The organism is Diaphorobacter sp. LR2014-1 (assembly GCF_002916785.1).
GTDB lineage: Bacteria > Pseudomonadota > Gammaproteobacteria > Burkholderiales > Burkholderiaceae_C > Diaphorobacter > Diaphorobacter nitroreducens.
On sequence record NZ_MTBE01000016.1, the window covers coordinates 49,507 to 67,474 of the forward strand.

Annotated in this window: 16 protein-coding genes and 1 pseudogene; 11 read left to right on the top strand and 6 right to left on the bottom strand. The window is 67.6% G+C overall.

Annotated elements, in window-relative coordinates:
• The first annotated feature begins 511 nt into the window (after nucleotides 1-511).
• From BV908_RS12470 to BV908_RS12490, 5 genes are all read left to right on the top strand, one after another.
• Nucleotides 512-1,558, top strand: coding sequence for a methionine ABC transporter ATP-binding protein (locus tag BV908_RS12470; protein WP_011805551.1), 1,047 nt, complete (start codon nucleotides 512-514; stop codon nucleotides 1,556-1,558).
• A 10-nt stretch (nucleotides 1,559-1,568) separates the two neighbouring features.
• Nucleotides 1,569-2,234 (top strand): methionine ABC transporter permease, encoded by a 666-nt coding sequence (locus BV908_RS12475; protein WP_011805550.1) that lies wholly within the window; start codon nucleotides 1,569-1,571, stop codon nucleotides 2,232-2,234.
• Nucleotides 2,235-2,396: 162 nt separating this feature from the next.
• A complete protein-coding gene (locus BV908_RS12480) occupies nucleotides 2,397-3,503 on the top strand; it encodes a DUF6817 domain-containing protein (protein WP_103738324.1) in 1,107 nt (368 codons plus the stop codon).
• 185 nt (nucleotides 3,504-3,688) lie between these two features.
• The gene (locus tag BV908_RS12485) at nucleotides 3,689-4,489 is read left to right on the top strand and encodes a MetQ/NlpA family ABC transporter substrate-binding protein (RefSeq protein WP_011805548.1); all 801 of its coding nucleotides are present in this window, start codon (nucleotides 3,689-3,691) and stop codon (nucleotides 4,487-4,489) included.
• Between the two features lie 154 nt (nucleotides 4,490-4,643).
• A complete protein-coding gene (locus tag BV908_RS12490) occupies nucleotides 4,644-5,195 on the top strand; it encodes an NAD(P)H-dependent oxidoreductase (protein WP_011805547.1) in 552 nt (183 codons plus the stop codon).
• Between the two features lie 125 nt (nucleotides 5,196-5,320).
• Here the strand turns inward: BV908_RS12490 and BV908_RS12495 are convergent, their stop codons facing one another.
• Nucleotides 5,321-5,971, bottom strand: coding sequence for an FMN-dependent NADH-azoreductase (locus BV908_RS12495; RefSeq protein WP_103738325.1), 651 nt, complete (start codon nucleotides 5,969-5,971; stop codon nucleotides 5,321-5,323).
• Between the two features lie 127 nt (nucleotides 5,972-6,098).
• Between BV908_RS12495 and BV908_RS12500 the strand changes: the two genes are divergently transcribed.
• From BV908_RS12500 to BV908_RS12525, 6 genes are all read left to right on the top strand, one after another.
• Nucleotides 6,099-7,052 (top strand): LysR family transcriptional regulator, encoded by a 954-nt coding sequence (locus tag BV908_RS12500; RefSeq protein WP_015913095.1) that lies wholly within the window; start codon nucleotides 6,099-6,101, stop codon nucleotides 7,050-7,052.
• A gap of 280 nt (nucleotides 7,053-7,332) precedes the next feature.
• Entirely contained in the window at nucleotides 7,333-8,340 is a 1,008-nt protein-coding gene (rpsI, locus tag BV908_RS12505) for a 30S ribosomal protein S9 (RefSeq protein WP_088888535.1), read from the top strand.
• A 147-nt stretch (nucleotides 8,341-8,487) separates the two neighbouring features.
• The gene (gene cysT, locus BV908_RS12510) at nucleotides 8,488-9,339 is read left to right on the top strand and encodes a sulfate ABC transporter permease subunit CysT (RefSeq protein ID WP_103738326.1); all 852 of its coding nucleotides are present in this window, start codon (nucleotides 8,488-8,490) and stop codon (nucleotides 9,337-9,339) included.
• Entirely contained in the window at nucleotides 9,336-10,247 is a 912-nt protein-coding gene (gene cysW, locus BV908_RS12515) for a sulfate ABC transporter permease subunit CysW (RefSeq protein WP_015913097.1), read from the top strand. The genes cysT and cysW overlap by 4 nt, the downstream gene beginning before the upstream one ends.
• 11 nt (nucleotides 10,248-10,258) lie before the next feature.
• On the top strand, nucleotides 10,259-11,386 hold the full coding sequence (locus tag BV908_RS12520; protein WP_011805541.1) for a sulfate ABC transporter ATP-binding protein: 1,128 nt from the start codon (nucleotides 10,259-10,261) through the stop codon (nucleotides 11,384-11,386).
• A gap of 59 nt (nucleotides 11,387-11,445) precedes the next feature.
• Entirely contained in the window at nucleotides 11,446-11,973 is a 528-nt protein-coding gene (locus BV908_RS12525; protein WP_103738327.1) for a disulfide bond formation protein B, read from the top strand.
• 85 nt (nucleotides 11,974-12,058) lie between these two features.
• Here BV908_RS12525 and BV908_RS12530 read toward each other — a convergent pair whose 3' ends face one another.
• The 5 genes and pseudogenes from BV908_RS12530 to BV908_RS12550 all read right to left on the bottom strand — a co-directional run bounded on the left by BV908_RS12530 (nucleotide 12,059) and on the right by BV908_RS12550 (nucleotide 17,909).
• On the bottom strand, nucleotides 12,059-12,730 hold the full coding sequence (locus BV908_RS12530; protein ID WP_103738328.1) for a glutathione S-transferase: 672 nt from the start codon (nucleotides 12,728-12,730) through the stop codon (nucleotides 12,059-12,061).
• A 25-nt stretch (nucleotides 12,731-12,755) separates the two neighbouring features.
• Nucleotides 12,756-14,309 carry a PepSY-associated TM helix domain-containing protein gene (locus tag BV908_RS12535; RefSeq protein ID WP_103738340.1) on the bottom strand — a complete coding sequence of 518 codons (1,554 nt, stop codon included), beginning with the start codon at nucleotides 14,307-14,309 and terminating at the stop codon, nucleotides 12,756-12,758.
• A gap of 16 nt (nucleotides 14,310-14,325) precedes the next feature.
• Nucleotides 14,326-16,493, bottom strand: a pseudogene (locus BV908_RS12540) (TonB-dependent receptor).
• 173 nt (nucleotides 16,494-16,666) lie between these two features.
• Complete coding sequence (locus BV908_RS12545) at nucleotides 16,667-17,026, bottom strand: DUF2946 family protein (RefSeq protein ID WP_103738329.1); 360 nt, start codon at nucleotides 17,024-17,026, stop codon at nucleotides 16,667-16,669.
• Between the two features lie 43 nt (nucleotides 17,027-17,069).
• The gene (locus BV908_RS12550; RefSeq protein WP_246867504.1) at nucleotides 17,070-17,909 is read right to left on the bottom strand and encodes a GntR family transcriptional regulator; all 840 of its coding nucleotides are present in this window, start codon (nucleotides 17,907-17,909) and stop codon (nucleotides 17,070-17,072) included.
• Nucleotides 17,910-17,968 lie beyond the last annotated feature (59 nt).

The following is a 17,968-nucleotide window of genomic DNA, read 5'->3' on the forward strand; positions in this document are numbered from 1 at the left end:
CGCGGTGGGGCGCGGCGGCGACGGAGAGCCGGCAGCGGGGCGTGTCGGGAACGGTGAATGGTACGGTGGGCGAGGGCCCCATGCAGGCCGCCGGCGCTAGACCCCACGCGCCACGCAGCCGTGGATAGGTGGCGCGCCATACGCTTGTGCTGTCGGTGGTAGGCGAGTCTTGCGCATCGCTGGGCGGGCTGGCACTGGTTGCCATTCGCCCTGGCAGGACGGCTGCAGTTGCGCGTGCTCCTGCCCCAGGCGCAGGCGCACGCCGGCCCGGGGATGTGCCCCGTCACCTAAAATCGCCCCTGTGCTCCGCTACTGCGTGGCACTGCCGCCCGGCAGGGGCAGCGCCCGGCTCGCTGAAGCACGCCTCATAACGGGGCCGTCTTATGTGCCTACTTTTTGTTCGTTGGGTTTTTCATAACGAACAATTACATTCACCCGCTGTTCTGATCTTCACCCGCCGCGGCTGGCCATCCCTGAGGGGGCAGCCTGCGCGCGCTTTGCATTGCATTTCATGATTGACCTTCGGGGTATCACCCAGATCTACCCGGGCCCGCAGGGCCCCGTCGAAGCCCTGCGCGGCATCGACCTGCATGTCACGCCGGGCGAGGTGTTCGGCATCATCGGCCGTTCGGGCGCGGGCAAGAGTTCACTGGTCCGCGTCATCAACCTGCTCAACCGCCCCACCGCCGGCCAGGTGATGGTGGCGGGGCGCGACATGACCCAACTGTCCGACGCCGACCTGCGCGCCGCGCGCCGCGAGATCGGCATGGTGTTCCAGCACTTCAACCTGCTGTCGTCGCGCACGGTGTTCGACAACGCCGCGCTGCCGCTGGAGCTGGCGGGCATGCCGCGGGCCGAGATCAAGAAGCGCATCGACCCGCTGCTGGACCTGGTGGGCCTGGCCCATCTGGCCGACCGCTACCCGGCGCAGATCTCGGGGGGGCAGAAGCAGCGCGTGGGCATTGCGCGTGCGCTGGCCAGCAACCCGAAGGTGCTGCTGTCCGACGAGGCCACCAGCGCGCTGGACCCCGAGACAACCCGTTCCATCCTGGACCTGCTGCGCCAGGTGAACCGCGAAATGGGCGTGACGGTGGTGCTGATCACGCACCAGATGCAGGTCATTAAGCAGATTGCCGACCGTGTGGCCGTGATCGACGCGGGCCGCATCGTGGAGATGGGCCCGGTGGTCGATGTGTTCACCCGCCCGCAGCAGGACATCACCAAGAGCCTGATCGATGAAATCGTGCCCCAGGAGCTGCCCGCCGGGGTGCTGGCGCGCGTGCGCAGCCTGGCCGCGCGGCTGGAGCCGGGCGCGAGCGGCCAGCTGCTGCGCCTGTCGTATGCGGGCGAGCATGCCTACGAGCCGATCCTGTCGCACCTGATCCGCGAGCTGGGACTGGACCTGTCCATCCTGCATGGCCAGATCGACGAGATCCAGGACCAGACCTTCGGTTCGCTGGCGGTGTACGCCAGCGGCAACATGGCGCGCATCGGCGCGGCCATCGACTATCTGCGTGCCAACGGCGTGGTGGTGCGCACCGTGGAAGTGACAGGCTGAGGGGCGGGCGATGTTCGAGAACTTTTCTGAAATGATGCTGGAGCTGTTCGTCACCTCGCTGTGGGAAACGATCATCATGGTCGGCGTGTCCGGCATCGTCGGCGGCCTGGTGGGCATTCCGCTGGGTGTGTTCTTGCGCCTCACGGACGCGGGCGGCGTGCTGGAGAACGGCCCGGCCAACAAGATCGTGGGCTGGATCGTGAATGCCGTGCGCTCCACGCCGTTCATCATCCTGCTGGTGGCCATCATCCCGTTCACGCGCTTCATCACCGGATCGTCCATCGGCACCTGGGCGGCCGTGGTGCCGCTGACCATCGCCGCCGCGCCGTTCGTGGCGCGGCTGGTGGAGACGGCGCTGCGCGAGGTCGACAACGGCCTGGTGGAGGCCGCGCAGTCCATGGGCGCCACCACCGGCCAGATCGTGTGGAAGGTGCTGCTGCCCGAGGCCCTGCCGGGCATCGTGGCGGGCCTGACCATCAGCTTCGTGAGCCTCACGGGCTACTCGGCCATGGCCGGCGCCATCGGTGGCGGCGGGCTGGGCGACCTGGGCATCCGCTACGGCTACCAGCGCTTCCTGCCCGACATCATGCTGGCCGTGGTGGTCATCCTGATCTTCTTCGTGCAAGCCATCCAGAGCCTGGGTGACTGGGCCGTGCGCCGCCTGTCGCACCGCTGATGCAGGGCAGGGGGGCGCACACGGGATGTGTAAGCTCCTGATTTGATAGCTTTTGGCGCTTGTGCAGCGGGCGCCGCGGGCTGTTTTGACAGAAGACCTGCGTGTGCGGGCGGCTTGGCCGATACTCGATGGCAAAGCCACTACCACGAAGGAGACCCCGCCATGCCCGCACTGCCCGCCTTTGCGCCACCGGATGACGCGCTGTTCCAGCGCGCCCAGTCCCTGCTGGACGATGAATGGCTGGCCCACGATGCCGATCTGGCTCCCGTGCTGCCCATGGTGCTGGCGCGCGGCGTGGGGCAAGACTGGCACAAGGCCGGAACCTTCCGCCATCACCTGGTGGGCGTGGCCCGGTCGCTGGCGCTGTGGGGCCAGCCCCGGGACGTGCGTCTGCTCGGGCTGCTGCACAGCGTGTACGGCAATGCCTTCGTCGACCTGGTGAAGTTCGACGCAGCCAGCGAGCGCGGCCGCCTGCAGGCGCTGGTGGGCGAGAGCGCCGAGCACCTGGTGTACCTGTTCTGCACCATGAGCCGCGCGCAGTTCGTGCAAAAGTTGCTGGCCGGCGAGCTGCAGGCCGACGGCTCGCTGGTCGTGGAGAAGAACGGCCCCGCGCCGCGCCAGACCGTGCACCTCGCACCCTACGAGGTGGCGGCTTTCACCGTCGTCAGCATGGCCGACACCATTGAGCAGTGGTTCAGCTGGCAGGACGACATCTACTCGCGCTTTCCCGCCGTCGATCCTTCGCGCCCGCAGGCCGTGCACTGGGCCGCGTCGCTGTGGCCCGGACCCATGCGCCCCACGGCCCGCATGGTCAGCCAGATCGCGGCGCTGGGCCTGGCGTTGCAGCACCCCGGGCTGCGCGGGCAGTTGCCGCTGCCGCCCGTGTTCGACCAGTGCAGCCAGGGCCTGACGGCGCAGGACGAGGCGGCCGCCACGGCCCTGTATTGGTCGGTGATCCAGCTGGCGCAGCCGCTGGTGGACCTGGACGGCGCCACGGCCACGCTGGAGCAGGCCGTGCGCCTGAACCCCTGGGTGGGCGAGCCGCAGATGGTGCTGGCACAGCTGTACCTGTCGGCCGGCCGCGCGCACGACGCGGCGTGCGCCGCACGCGGGGCGCTGCAGGCCTTCAGCGCCTGGGGCAATGCCTGGGACAAGCGCGTGCAGTGGGACGCCTGGATCGCCTGGACGCGCATCCTGCTGCAGTCGGCCGAGGAGGGCGGCTGGCCCGCGCGGCTGGACAAGCTCAACAACGTGGCGCTCAAGGGCTGACGGGGCGCCGCCGCGGCCTTCCCGGGGCGGTGGAGGATGCGCGGCCTTTCACCCCCTCAGGTGCTCTGCCGCCCGGGTGCTCTTCATGTGTGCGGGTTCTTTGGATATGGAAAAGTATTCGTTCGGAGGGCGCGCCGCAGGGGCTACGATGCCGGCTCTCCCTGTAACGGTATGAAAGGTTTCCCGTGATTTCCAAGCGCTCCCTGCTCCAATCGACCCTGGCCCTGGCAATGGCCGCCGGCCTCTCGGGCCACGCCCTGGCGCAGGACAAGCCGCTGAAGATCGGCGTGACGGCGGGCCCGCACGCGCAGATCTTCGAGCAGGTCAAAAAAGTGGCCGAACAGCAGGGCCTGAAGATCCAGGTGGTGGAGTTCAGCGACTATGTGCAGCCCAACGCGGCTCTGGCCGCCGGCGACCTGGACGCCAACAGCTACCAGCACAAGCCCTACCTGGATGCGCAGATCAAGGACCGTGGCTACAAGTTCGCCGTGGCGGCCAACACCGTCAACTTCCCCATCGGCCTGTATTCCAAGAAGGTCAAGAAGCTGGCCGACCTGAAGGAAGGCGCGCGCTTCGGCATTCCCAACGACCCCACCAACGGCGGCCGCGTGCTGCTGCTGCTGCAGGCGCAGGGCCTCATCAAGCTCAAGGACGGCGCAGGCCTGAAGGCCACGCCGCTGGACGTGGTGGGCAACCCGAAGAAGCTCAAGTTCGTGGAGCTGGACGCCGCGCAGCTGCCGCGCTCGCTGGACGACCTGGACGCCTCGGCCATCAACACCAACTTCGCCATCTCCGCTGGCCTGAACCCCAAGACCGATTCCATCGCGCAGGAAAGCCCGGACGGCCCCTACGTCAACCTGCTCGTGGTGCGTGAGGCCGACAAGAACAAGCCCTGGGTGGCGCAACTGGTCAAGGCCTACCAGAGCGAGGAGATCCGTCGCTTCATCGAGACGCAGTTCAAGGGCTCGGTGCTGGCAGGCTGGTGATGGCGCGCGGCGGGGGGCCTCGACGGGCCCCGGCCCCGGTGCCGTGACCGCCGCTTGTCTGACAGCGGCGTTCCACGGCGGCCCGTAAGATGGTCCGGCCGCCCGCCACAGCGATGGCGCTGCGCGGCGCCTACCTCTGCCAGAAAGGGTCCGTATGAGCCACTACCGCATTGCCGTCGTCGTCGGCAGCCTTCGCAAGGATTCGTTCAACCGCAAGCTGGCCCACGCGCTGGCGCGCATGGCGCCCGCGGACTGCGAATTCCACCAGGTGCGCATCGACGACCTGCCGCTGTACAACCAGGACGACGACGGCCAGCAGGCCGAGTCCGTGCAACGGCTCAAGAAGGAGATCGCCGGGTCGCAGGGCGTGCTGTTCGTCACGGCGGAATACAACCGCTCCATCCCCGGCGTGCTCAAGAACGCCCTCGACAACGCATCGCGCCCCTATGGCCAGAGCGCCTGGGCGGGCAAGCCCGCGGGTGTGATCGGCGTGTCCATCGGCGCCATGGGCACGGCGATGGCGCAGCAGCACCTGCGCAATGTGCTGGCCTACCTGGACATGCCCACGCTGGGCCAGCCCGAGGCCTTCATCCATGCCAAGGACGGCCTGTTCAACGAAGATGGCACCATCGGCGAGGGCAGCAAGGACTTCTTGCAGCGCTGGATGGACCGGTACATCGCCTGGGTCAAGCGCCACAACGGCTGACGGTTGCTATCAATTGAGTAGCTATTTGCGCTTGACTATAAAGGGTTATAGCCTATTTTGATATGAAAAAACCCGCCCCGGCATCGCCGGAGGCGGGTTTTGTTTGGCGAGGCGCCGGGGGCCGATCAGGCGGCCTGGCTGACGCGGTCCTGGTTGGCGGCATGGGCCTTTACGTGGGCCTCGATCGCCTGGGCGGCGGCGGCCAGGGCCTGGGCCCTGGCATCGCCACCCATGGCCACGCCCTCGGCGCGCACGAAGCGCACGTCGGTCACACCGAAGAAGCCCAGCACGGTCTGCAGGTAGCTTTCCTGGTGCTCCATGGCGCGGCCGCCTTCGCTGGTGGAATACACGCCGCCGCGGCTCGACGCCACGATCACCGTCTTGCCCTTGGCCAGGCCCTCGGGGCCGTTGGCGGTGTACTGGAAGGTGCGGCCGGGCTGGGCGATGCGGTCGATCCAGGCCTTGAGCTGCGTGGGGATGGCGAAGTTGTAGAACGGTGCGCCGATCACCACCACGTCGGCCGCCAGGAATTGGCTCACCAGCCGCTCGGACACGGCGTTCTCGCGCTGCTGCGCCTCGCTCAGGCCGTCGGTCTGGCCGGTGCGCGGTGCCATCGCATCCATCGTGAAGTGCGCAGGCGCGTCGGCCACCAGGTCCAGGTAGCTCACCTGGGTGGCGGGATGGCTGGCCTTCCAGGCCTCGACGATCTGCGCCGTGAGCTGGCGCGAGACGGACTGGTCACCGGTGATGGCGGAATCGATGTGCAGCAGTTGCATGGAAATCTCCTGGGGATAGGGACAAACCCGCAATGGGGCGATGGATAGATTGTCGTTTTGGACCGAATGTTTGATAAGCAGGCGGTGATGCGATAGATTGTTCTGAATTTGGAACGAAAGGCGCGCGATGCAGGATCTGAACGACATGCTTTATTTCGCCGAGGTGGCCGAGCGTGGCGGCTTTGCCGCGGCGGGCCGGGCGCTGGGGATCCCGAAGTCGCGCCTGTCGCGCCGCGTGGCCGAGCTGGAAGCGCGCCTGGGCGTGCGCCTGCTGCAGCGCACCACGCGCACGCTGTCGCTCACCGAGGTGGGCGAGGCCTACCTGCGCCATTGCCAGGCCATGCGCGATTCGGCGCAGGCAGCGCAGGACACGGTGGACCAGGTACAGACCGAACCGCGCGGCACCGTGCGCGTGACCTGCCCGGTGACGCTGGCGCAGACGGTGGTGGCCGAGCTGATGCCGCAGTTCCTGCAGCGCCACCCCCAGGTGCGCCTGGAGATGCAGGTCACCAACCGCGTGGTGAACGTGGTGGAAGAGGGCGTGGACGTGGCGTTGCGCGTGCGCCCCACGCTGGAGGACAGCGGCAGCATGGTGGTTAAGCGCCTGGACGAGGTGCGCCTGCTGCTGGTGGCCAGCCCCGAGCAACTGCGGCGCCAGGGCACGCCCACCTCGCTGCGCGACCTGGCGCTGCTGGACACGCTGGCCATGTCCGCGGCCGACGGGCGCGCCAGCCTGCGCCTGATCGGCCCCGAGGGGCGCGAGGAAACCGTGCACTTCACGCCGCGCTACGTGGCCGACGACCTGCTGACGCTCAAATTCGCCGCGTTGGCGGGCACGGGCTTGTGCTGGATGCCGGACTACATGTGCATGTCCGAATTGCAGGAGGGCCGGCTGGTGCACCTGCTGCCCCAGTGGACGCAGCCGCGCAGCGTGGTGCATGCAGTGTTTGCGTCGCGGCGCGGCTTGTCGCCGGCGGTGCGCAGCTTCCTGGACTTTCTGGGTGAAACCGTGCCCGGCCATTCCGCCGCGGTCTGTGAGCGGGGCGACACGGCCACGGCCGGCGCGGCACTGCCCCGCTGATGCGGCGGCGCGTGGTGTACGCAAGAGCGCGGGATGCATGGGCGGTGCGGCTTGATCCCCAGTGGGGGGCGATGTAAGGGTGCTTTGCTTTTGATAGCTGGTAGCGCTTATCGCATAAGGGCTAGAGACCAATTTTACTTTCCACGGCGGTGCCGGGAGCCTGTGTGCCAGATGGCATTGCATATGCTCATCCGTGGATAAATTTACAAAAATATATTCTTTTGAGTTTTAACCTGCGCTCTCCACAATGCATGATTTCCTGCAACGTGGAGGCGCTCCCATGACCCCGGCAACCAAGCTCAAGACCCTTCTCGCCACGCTGGCCCTGGCGGCCAGCGGGCTGGCCTCGGCCCAGGCCAATGCGCTGCTGAACGTCTCCTATGACGTGGCGCGCGAGTTCTACAAGGACTACAACCAGGCCTTCATTGCCTACTACAAGAAAACCAAGGGCGTGGACATCAAGGTGGACCAGGCCCATGGAGGCTCCAGCGCCCAGGCGCGCGCCGTGAACGATGGCCTGGCCGCCGACGTGGTCACCTTCAACACCACCACCGACGTGCAGTTCCTCGCGGACAACGGCGTGGTGGCCAAGGACTGGGCCAAGAAATTCCCGCATGACGCATCGCCCACCACCTCCACCATGCTGTTCCTGGTGCGCCACGGCAATCCCAAGAACATCAAGGACTGGAACGACCTGATCCGCCCCGATGTGAAGGTGGTGGTGGTGAACCCCAAGACCGGTGGCAACGGCCGTTACGCCTACCTGGGCGCCTGGGGCTCGGTGCGCGAGAAGGGCGGCAGCGACGCGCAGGCGGCCGAGTTCGTGGGCAAGCTCTACAAGAACGTGCCCGTGCTGGCCAAGGGTGGGCGTGATGCCACGGCCACCTTCCTGCAGCGCAACATTGGGGACGTGCTGATCACGTTCGAGTCGGAGGTGGTGTCGGTGGAGCGTGAGTTCGGCAAGGGCAAGGTGGATGCGGTCTATCCCTCGGTGAGCGTGACGGCCGAGAACCCCGTGGCCATCGTGGAGCGCACGGTCGCCAAGAAGGGCACGGGCGAGCTGGCCAAGGCCTACCTCGACTACCTGTACTCGGATGAAGCGCAGGAGATCGCCGCCAAGCACGCGATCCGCCCGCGCTCCGAGGCGGTGCTCAAGAAGCATGCCGACCTGTTCAAGCCCATCCAGCAGTTCACGGTGGCCAAGTACTTTGGCTCGCTGACCGAGGCGCAGAAGGTGCACTTCAACGACGGCGGTCAGTTCGACAAGCTCTACACGCCTGGCAAGTAAGCAGTGAACACGCCCCTGAGCCGCCTGGCGCCTTCACCCCGGCCTGACTGCCCGGGTAGGGTGGCGGTGCCCGCGCATGCAAGCGCGGTGCCTGCGGGCGTGGGCCGCACCGGCTTTTGACCGGCGGCGAATAACGGATAACTCCATATGAGTGGCAAGAAAAGCGCCCCCAGGCGAGCCAAGAGGGTATTGCCCGGCTTTGGCCTCACGCTGGGCTACACGCTGTTTTACCTGAGCATCATCGTGCTGATCCCGCTGCTGGCGCTGCTGCTCAAGACGTTCACCATGACCTGGCCGCAGTTCTGGGAAGCGGTGGCGTCGCCGCGCGTGCTGGCGTCGTACCGCCTCACGTTCGGTGCCTCGTTCATCGCCGCCTGCGTGAACTTGGTGTTCGGCCTGCTCATCGCCTGGGTGCTGGTGCGCTACAAGTTCCCGGGCAAGAAGATCGTGGATGCGCTGGTGGACCTGCCGTTCGCGCTGCCCACGGCGGTCGCCGGTATTTCGCTCACCGCACTGCTCGCGGGCAATGGCTGGGTGGGGCAGTACCTGGAGCCGCTGGGCATCCAGCTCGCATTCAACCCCAACGGCATTGTGATTGCGCTGATTTTCATCGGCCTGCCGTTCGTGGTGCGCACGGTGCAACCGGTGCTGGAAGACAGCGAGAAGGAGTTGGAAGAAGCGGCCACCAGCCTGGGCGCCACGCGCTGGCAGATCTTTCGCCACGTGATCCTGCCGGCCATCACGCCCGCGCTGCTCACCGGCTTTGCCATGGCGTTCGCGCGTGCCGTGGGCGAGTACGGCTCCGTCATCTTCATCGCCGGCAACATGCCCATGGTGTCTGAAATCACGCCGCTGATCATCATCGGCAAGCTGGAGCAGTACGACTACGCAGGCGCCACTGCCGTGGCGGTGGTGATGCTGGTGATCTCTTTCGTCCTTCTGCTGGTCATCAACGCCTTGCAGGCCTGGCAGCGCCGCCACGCAGGAGCACCCGCATGAGCGCCGCGAACACCCGTACCGTGCGGCGCGCGCAGGCCGGAACGACCGAGGCGCGCTGGATCCAGTGGGCGCTGATTGGCCTTGCCATGGTGTTCCTGCTGCTGTTCCTGGTGTTGCCGCTGGCCGCCGTGTTCACCGAGGCGCTGCGCAAGGGTGTGAATGCCTACCTGGAGGGATTGCGCGAGCCCGACGCCTGGTCCGCCATCCAGCTCACGCTGCTCACGGCCGTGATCGCCGTGCCGCTGAACCTGGTGTTCGGCATCGCCGCGGCGTGGTGCATCGCCAAGTACGAGTTCAAGGGCAAGGCCTTCTTGACCACGCTGATCGACCTGCCGTTCTCCATTTCGCCCGTGGTGGCGGGCCTGATGTACGTGCTGGTGTTCGGCGCCAACGGCTGGCTGGGACCCTGGCTGGCGGCGCACGACATCAAGATCATCTTCGCCGTGCCGGGCATCGTGCTGGCCACCGTGTTCGTCACGTTCCCGTTCATCGCGCGTGAACTGATCCCGCTGATGCAGGCGCAGGGCAACGACGAGGAGCAGGCGGCCGTGGTGCTGGGCGCGAGCGGTTGGCAGACCTTCTGGCACGTGACGCTGCCCAACATCAAGTGGGGCCTGCTGTACGGCGTGATCCTGTGCAATGCCCGGGCGATGGGCGAGTTCGGCGCGGTGTCGGTGGTGTCGGGCCACATCCGCGGCCAGACCAACACCATCCCGCTGCACGTGGAGATCCTCTACAACGAATACCAATCGGTGGCCGCGTTCGCAGCCGCCTCGCTGCTGGCACTGCTGGCATTGGTCACGCTGGTCATCAAGTCGGTGGCCGAGTGGAAGAGCGAACAGGAAATGAAGGCCGCGGCCGCGCTGCCGCCCGAGCGGCCTGCGCCCGCGCCCGGCGCGCCGCGCTGAAGGATGAACACATGAGCATTGAAATCCGCAACGTCAGCAAGCAGTTCGGCGACTTCCAGGCGCTGCGCGACGTCAGCCTGGACATCCAGTCGGGCGAACTCATCGCGCTCCTGGGCCCCTCGGGCTGCGGCAAGACCACGCTCTTGCGCATCATCGCGGGGCTGGAGACACCCGACGTGGGCAGCATCCACTTCAGCGGCGAGGACACGACCGACGTGCACGTGCGCGAGCGCGGCGTAGGCTTCGTGTTCCAGCACTACGCGCTGTTTCGGCACATGACGGTGTTCGACAACGTGGCCTTCGGCCTGCGCATGAAGCCGCGCAAGGAGCGGCCGTCCGAAGCGCAGATCAAGGAGAAGGTGATGAGCCTGCTCAAGCTCGTGCAGCTGGACTGGATCGCCGACCGCTATCCCTCCCAGCTTTCGGGCGGGCAGCGCCAGCGTATCGCCCTGGCGCGCGCGCTGGCCGTGGAGCCCAAGGTGCTGCTGCTGGACGAGCCCTTCGGCGCGCTGGACGCCAAGGTGCGCAAGGAGCTGCGCCGTTGGCTGCGCCGCCTGCACGACGAACTGCACGTGACCAGCATCTTCGTCACGCACGACCAGGAGGAGGCGCTGGAAGTGGCCGACCGCGTGGTCGTCATCAACCAGGGACGCATCGAGCAGCAGGGCACGCCCCAGCAGGTGTGGGACAACCCTGCCAGCCCCTTCGTCTATGGCTTTTTGGGCGACGTGAACCTGTTCAAGGGCCGCGCCAACGACGGCCGGGTGTACCTGGACGACGGCATGCAGCTGGAAAGCCCCGAGGCCCAGCACGCCGACGATGCGCGCGCGTTCGCCTACGTGCGCCCGCACGACCTGGACGTGGAGCGCTATTCCCCCGGCCAGGCGCTGGACGCGCACGGGCGCCCGCGCGGCATCGTGGTGCAGTTGGCGCGCGCCATCGTGGTGGGGCCGATCGCGCGGCTGGAACTAATTCCCGAGGGCGATACCCAATCGGCGGACAATGCGCCCTCGGACGCGTTGATCGAAGCGCAGATTCCGGCGCAGCAATTCCACGAGATGGGGCTGCGTGAGGGCGAGACGCTGGTGGTGACACCGCGGCGCGCCAAGGTGTTTCTGGACGAAGCCGCCGGCATCTGAGAGCCGCTGCCTGCCAAGGGAGCGGATGCAGAGGCCGCTCCCTGCAAGGAAAACAAAAAGTGTTGTTGAACTGGATTGATACCGCCCCGCGCCGCATCCTGGCGCTGATCAGTGCCGCCTGCGTGGCCATGCTGGCCTTTGGCATGTACCTGCAGCATGTGGTGGGACTGGAGCCTTGCCCGATGTGCATCGTGCAGCGCTATGCTCTCATAGGTGTAGCGGTCTTCACAGGACTGGCAAGCGCTAGAGGCGCAAAAGGCTGGTGGATGGGTTGGACGGTGCTGGCGCTGGCGGCGGCGGGTTTTGGCGGCTTCACGGCCGCGCGCCAGAGCTGGCTGCAGTGGTACCCGCCAGAGATCGCCACTTGCGGGCGCGACTTCTACGGAATGATCGAGAACTACCCCATCAGCCGCGCCATTCCCATGATCTTCCGCGGCTCGGGTGACTGCACGGCGGTGGACTGGACGTTCCTCGGCGGCTCCATCGCCAACTGGTCGTTTGTCTGGTTCTTGGTGTTTGCCGTGCTGCTGCTGGTGCTGTTGGTGCGCGGCGGGCGCGGCGCGCCGGACACGCTGGCCCGGGCATAACTACGCGTCTTTTTTGACCTCTCGCGGGGCGCCTTCGGGCGCCCCGCGGCGCTTCACCTCGTCTTCACCCCGTCTCCAACCCATCTCACGCGGTTGTGGGTGGGAAGACCACGGGCGGCGCGCCGGGCTTCCAGGCCTCGTACTTGTGCATGACGCCCAGGAACAGCGGCGACTGCTGCCAGCGCACCAGCCATGCGCGCAGATGTGGCCAGGGCGCGGCCTGCCACTGCGCGTCGTCGATGCCGGCGAACTGGCGCACGAAGGGCGCGATGGCCATGTCGGCCAAGGCGGCGCGCGGTCCGAAGAGGTGCCCGCCCGGCTCCAAGGCCAGGCGCTGTTCCAGCACCCGCAGCCAGGCATGGGCGGCGGCCCGTTCGTCCGCCGGGCTGGCGTCGGGGTAGCGGTTGGGGTACTTGCAACGGTCCAGCGCCCGCTTGAACGGACCATCGCACTGCGCGATGAGCTCCAGCATGGCGCCCAGGTCACCCCGGCCGGGGTTGAGCCAGCCGTGCGGGTCATGGGCCGCCAAGGCCCATCGCATGATGTCCAGGCTGTGCTCCAGCACCTGCCCCGGCAGCACCAGCACGGGCACCGTGGCCTGGGGCGATACGGCCAGCAGCGCCGCCGGCTTGTCGCGCAGCACCACTTCGCGCAGTTCGCAGCGCTGGCCGCTCACCGCCAGCGCCATGCGCGCGCGGATGGCATAGGGGCAGCGGCGAAACGAATACAGAACGGGCAGGGCAGACGTGGCGGGCATGCGCCCGAGTATGCAGCGCTGTCCATCACCGCATCGGGGCCTGGGGTGCGGCAGGTGTGTGCCAGCCCAGCTTGCGCCGTACGCGCCGCCAGCCCAGCACGATGCCGCTCAAGCTGATCACCGTGCCGCCCACACTCAGTGCCACCAGCAGCACGTCCCACAACGGCCGGCGCTGCAGCAGCGGCAGCCAGTCCCAGCTGTGCAGCAGGCCGAACAGCCAGCGCGAGGTGCGGCGGTGCCGGTCCAGCCGACCCAGCACGGCGCCCGTGTGTGGGTCCAGGTGCACCCAGCTGGCGTGCGGGTCGCCGAACACCAGCCGCAGCACGGGCAGCGGTTTGTCGGTGCCGCCGGTCATGGTGTGGGCGTCCCGCGTGTAGTAATAAGCGTCGTACGCGCGCAGGGTGTCGGTGCGCTGCAGCGGCGCATCGACCAGCAGGGCGGCGGCGGCTTCCAGCTCGCCCGGCTGCCATGCGTGGGGCAGGGCGGTATGCGCGTCCAGCACCGTGGGCGGGCCAGAGGCTGGCAGCGCCTGCACCAGCGCATGGCCGGCGGTGCGTGTCCAGCGTAGTTCGCGCGTGTCGGTGGGCGCAGCCTGCAGCAGGGCGGTCACGGGTGCGCCTGCGTGCGGCAGCTGCAGGGGCCCGCCGTGCATGGCGTTGGCGCGCAGAGCGGGTGCGCCGCTGTCGAAGATGCGCCAGGGGTTCATGGACATCAGGCCGCTGAAGATCCACGCGAGCGTGACGACCATGAACAGCAGGCCCGCCACGTGATGCCAGCGCGCCCATGCGGACGGGAACGGCGTACGCCGGCCGCTGCGGTAGGTGCCCGCGAAGCGCCAGCGAAGGATGCCGATCACGCCGCCTGTGACCACTGCGGCGATACCCAGCAGCGACAGCGCATTGACGATGTCCGCCCAGTAGCGGTCCACCAGGCCGCCGCGCAGCGGGTACAGCCAGTGCAGCCACGCGCCCGCGTAGTTCCATTGGCGCTCGGTGCGTGTGGCATCGCGCACCACCTCGCCGGTCGTGCCGGAGATGTAAAGCACCGTGTCGTGTGCATCGCCCAGGCGCACGCGGTGCAGCGGTCGGTGCATGTCCAGCGCGCGGGAGTGGGTGAAGGCGTCTTCCTGCAGCCTGCCTTCGTGAACGGCATGGGCCGGACCCTGCGCGTAGGCTGCAGCGCTGGCCAATGCCCGTGGCGCGTCGACGGCCGTGAGCACGGCGCCGGTGCGGGCGTCGATCACCACCGGGGCGCCGCGCGGGCGTGCGTCGCCGGGCGGGGCGGCCTTGGACGGCTGGGGCGTGGCCAGGTACACCGCCCGCCCGCCGCTGGCCACGGCCAGCCGCAGGTCGCGCAGCGGGCCCTGCAGCCCGGCGGCGGCCAGGGCCTGGTCGGGCTCCAGCGCCACGGCGGCGCCGCGCAGCGGCGGCAGGTGCATCAGCCGCTCGGCGGGCGTGAGCTTGGGATAGCCCACGTACATCATCACCACGCCGGAGACGAACCACATGGCGAAGAAGGCGCACAGCAGCACGCCCAGCCAGCGGTGGACCAGAAACAGCCAGCGTTTGGCATGCACCATCATGGCCTCCGGTTGCTCAGAAGGCGACGTGCAGCGTCACGTCGGCCGTGCGCGGCGCGCCCAGGTAGGCCTGGCCCGGGCGTCCTTCGGCGGCGTAGATCCGGTCGGTGGCATTGCGCAGGCGCCCGGTTAGCGAGGCTGTCTTGCTGATCTTCCAGGACAGCCCCAGATCGAGCAGCGTGTATGACGGCCAGTAAATGGTGTTGGCTGCGTCGGCATAGGTCTTGCCCACATGGCGCAGTCCCGCGCTGGCATGGAGGATGGGGGTGATGGCGTAGGTCACCCACAGGTTGGCGACGCGTTCGGGCGTGAACGTGGGGTCTTGCCGGCCAGCGAAACCCCGCCCTGCATGAAGTTCTCGTACCGGGCACGGGTTGCCATCAGGTTGGCCTGCACTTGCCATTGGACGGAAGGGCGCAGGCCCACCGCGAGTTCAATGCCACGGGAGGACTGCTCGCCGACCAGGATGGTCAGGCCGGGGTTGTTGGGGTCCTGCGAGGCGATGTTGTTGCGTGTGATCTGGAAAGCGGCCAGGGTTGCGGAGCCCTTGCGGTCCCAGAAATCGAATTTACTGCCCAGCTCGAACTGGCGCCCGGTCGTCAGTTCGCTGTTGTTGCGCACATCCCCGAAGGTCGCGGTGGAGAGCGAGCCGGAGGGCGGATCGCCGGCGGTGGCGTACTGTGCGTAGAGATTCGCGTCGGGAGCTATGTCCCAGACCATACCGATGCGTCCCGTGGTGGGGCGGTAGCCGCGGCTGAAGGTCGCGGGGTTGGCGGTCGTGACGGCGCGTCGGTTGGTCAGGTCCAGCTCGATGCGCTCGTGGCGCAGGGCGGTGACGAGGTGGAGGCCGGGGAGCACCGCGGTGCGGTTCTCTAGATACAAGGCCGTGGACGTGGTTTTGTTGTCGCGGTCCGGGTTGAAGCCCGGTTGCATGTCGGGAATGTCGAAGAAGTTCTCAGTCGTGAACTGGTAGGGGTCCACCGTGCTCACGATGCTGGAGAGTCCGTTGGGGAAGCGCGTTTGCCGGTTCACGCTCACATCCAGGCCGAAGGCCCAGTCGCTCTTGCGGTCAGCCAGGCTGCCTTTGTAGGTGCCTTCGAAACGGTTGCCCAGCACTTTCTGGTCATGGCGTTGCAGGTAGGTGCCCGTGCGGATCACCTGGGTGTTGCTGGCATTGAAACGGTAGGTTTCCACGTTGCGGTAGTCCCGCAGCGCGTCGTAGGCGTACAGCGTGTTGGTGAGCTGCAGCGTGGGCGTGGCCTGCCATTGGGTGACCGAGCGCAGCCACTGCACGCGCTGGGCGTACAGGCCGTCCGTGCTGTTGTAGTTCTGAAAGCGCGTGCCAGGGTCCACACCCAGCCGGCCCACCGCAGGCGTGCGCAGCGGCGTGCCCCAGTAGGGGCGGTCCACATGCTCATGCTGCCATTCGTAGGCCAGCAGATGTGTCGCGCCGCCGCCCAGATCGGACAGCAGCGAAGCCGCCAGCTGGGTGGCGCGCGTCTCGGTGCCGCGCACCCAGCTGCCGGCGTCGCGGTGGTTGAAGTCCAGGCGCGCATGGTGGCGCGCGGGCGTGCCATCGCTGGCGCCCAGGCGCCGGTTCAGTCCCAGTGAGACCTCCTTGAGGCCGTAGGCACCCACGCGCACCTGCCCTTCGGCAAAGTCCGAGCGCTCGGGTGTCTTGGTGAGGTAGTTGATCGACCCGCCGACCGCACCGGAGCCGAACAGGAAGCTCGACGGCCCGCCGATGGCCTCCACGCGGTCGTAGATCCAGCTGTCCACGGGCCGCGCGGCGATCGAGTACTGCACGTTGATGCCGTTGAACAGCTGGGCGATGGAGCCGCTGCTGAAGCCCCGGTAGCTCACGCCGATGCTGCCCGGCGCATCATGGGCCGTCACGCCGGCGATGGCGCGCAGGGCCTCTTGCGTGTTCTGGGCGCCACGCGCTTCGAGGGTGGCGCGGTCCACCACGGTGACGCTGGCGGGCGTCTCGCGCGGGGTCAGGCCCAGGCGGCTGCCTGTCTCCACCGGGGTGTCCAGCGGCAGCAGGCCGGGGGCCTGGGTGGCGTCGCTTACCTCCACGGTGGGCAGGGTGGGGGGCTGAGGTTCGGTGGTTTGCGCCCAGCCACTGGTCAGTGCGGCAAGCCCGCAGGCACCTACACTCTGGCGAATCTCGATACGGAACATGCGTGAAAACTCTCTCGATCTCTTCGAAGCCAAGGCCGGCGAGCGTGGCGGTGGCTTGCTTCTTGGAGAGCCAAGGGCACCATCTCGCGCAGCGACACCACGCCCTGCAGAAGGGCGTGACAAGGACTGCAGGGGTCGGGGCTGGAGGCACCTCTCCTCTGCGGTTCAGTGGATCAGAGAGTCGTGGGAGGGCCGCGCGCTGGCAACGGCGCTGCAGTGGCTGCGGCGATGCGCGCGGCTTCGACGGGCTGCAGCGCATGGGCCAGGGGTTGCGGGGGATTGACCACCACCCGGTCGGGCGCAGGGGGCGCGCCTGCGGGAGCGCACAGCGGGCAGTCCATGCCCGAAGCGCCCATCGCGTCAACGCTGCCGTCCTCTGCCTGGACCATGAGCATGACGGCGCCCGAAGCCGTGCACACCAGCTGCAGTGACTGGGGATGCACCAGCGGTGAGGCGACGGCCACGCCCAGCGACGCCAGGAACCAGCCCAGCACCCAGGTGCGCAGTGTGAGCGGGAGGCGTGGCCAGTTCATGGCCGCGATTATGCCCAGCAGTACCGGGTGGCAGCGCCGCCGTTCAAGGCGTCGTGCCTTTCGCGGTTCTGGGGGCCGCTTTACGCGGAGGGGCCTTTTTCTCTTTATGGGTGGGAAGGTCTGCTGATAGCTCAGGTGCGGCCGCCGCGGGGCGGGAGGTCCAGGCCTGATCGTGCAGGAAGAACTTGGCCACCATTTCCTTGGTGATCTGCACGGCGCGCTTGAGGCTCAGGTCGATGTGGTCGCTGAGTGCGGCGAGTGCCGGCTCCAGCTTGCGGGCCTGCAGCAGGTCCAGCAGCTGCGCGTGGGCGTTGAAGGCGCGCGTGTTCCAGTCCGACTGCTCCAGGTCGATGTGGCGGGCCACGTGGATGCGGCGGGTGACCTGCTCGAGGAACTGGCTCAGCTCGCGGTTGTGCGACAGGGCCGTGAGGCGGCGGTGGAACTCCTCGTCGGCCAGCAGCAGGTCACCGATGGACATGCCCGAGGCCTCGGCCATCACGCCCTCCCAATAGCTGCGCAGGCTGTCAATCTCGGCGTCGGTGGCGTTGTGCACGGCCAGGAAGAGGGCGCGGCGCTCCAGCGCGATGCGCACTTGGTAGAGGTTGTACAGCTCCTCCACGCTGATGGCCTTGCGAAAGAACCCCTTGTTCATCACGAAGTCGAGGAAGCCCTCGGCCACCAGGCGGTTCAGCGCCTCGCGCAGCGGCGGGCGGCTGATGTCGAACTCGCGGCCCAGCGCCTGCTCGTTGATGCGCGCGCCGGGGCGGAAGTCGTAGTTCATGGCGCGCTCGCGCAGCTCCAGGTACAGCCGCTCTACGCTGCTGGCGTCGCGTGTCTGGGGCACATGCGCGCCTTCTTTGCTGGTTTTCTTCTTGACGGCCATGGGTGCTAATGAAGCAGTAGGCCCGCCGCAAGCGCTGCGCCGGGACATAAAAAAAGGTT

Coding starts and splice junctions, on each gene's coding strand:
- BV908_RS12495 (WP_103738325.1), bottom strand. CDS start 5,971: ATGCAACTGCTGCACATCGATTCCGCCATCACCGGTGACCAGTCCGTC.
- rpsI (WP_088888535.1), top strand. CDS start 7,333: ATGACCCCGGCAACCAAGCTCAAGACCCTTCTCGCCACGCTGGCCCTG.
- BV908_RS12535 (WP_103738340.1), bottom strand. CDS start 14,309: ATGGTGCATGCCAAACGCTGGCTGTTTCTGGTCCACCGCTGGCTGGGC.
- BV908_RS12480 (WP_103738324.1), top strand. CDS start 2,397: ATGCCCGCACTGCCCGCCTTTGCGCCACCGGATGACGCGCTGTTCCAG.
- BV908_RS12470 (WP_011805551.1), top strand. CDS start 512: ATGATTGACCTTCGGGGTATCACCCAGATCTACCCGGGCCCGCAGGGC.
- BV908_RS12545 (WP_103738329.1), bottom strand. CDS start 17,026: ATGAACTGGCCACGCCTCCCGCTCACACTGCGCACCTGGGTGCTGGGC.
- BV908_RS12530 (WP_103738328.1), bottom strand. CDS start 12,730: ATGCCCGCCACGTCTGCCCTGCCCGTTCTGTATTCGTTTCGCCGCTGC.
- BV908_RS12475 (WP_011805550.1), top strand. CDS start 1,569: ATGTTCGAGAACTTTTCTGAAATGATGCTGGAGCTGTTCGTCACCTCG.
- cysW (WP_015913097.1), top strand. CDS start 9,336: ATGAGCGCCGCGAACACCCGTACCGTGCGGCGCGCGCAGGCCGGAACG.
- BV908_RS12500 (WP_015913095.1), top strand. CDS start 6,099: ATGCAGGATCTGAACGACATGCTTTATTTCGCCGAGGTGGCCGAGCGT.
- BV908_RS12490 (WP_011805547.1), top strand. CDS start 4,644: ATGAGCCACTACCGCATTGCCGTCGTCGTCGGCAGCCTTCGCAAGGAT.
- BV908_RS12550 (WP_246867504.1), bottom strand. CDS start 17,909: ATGGCCGTCAAGAAGAAAACCAGCAAAGAAGGCGCGCATGTGCCCCAG.
- cysT (WP_103738326.1), top strand. CDS start 8,488: ATGAGTGGCAAGAAAAGCGCCCCCAGGCGAGCCAAGAGGGTATTGCCC.
- BV908_RS12520 (WP_011805541.1), top strand. CDS start 10,259: ATGAGCATTGAAATCCGCAACGTCAGCAAGCAGTTCGGCGACTTCCAG.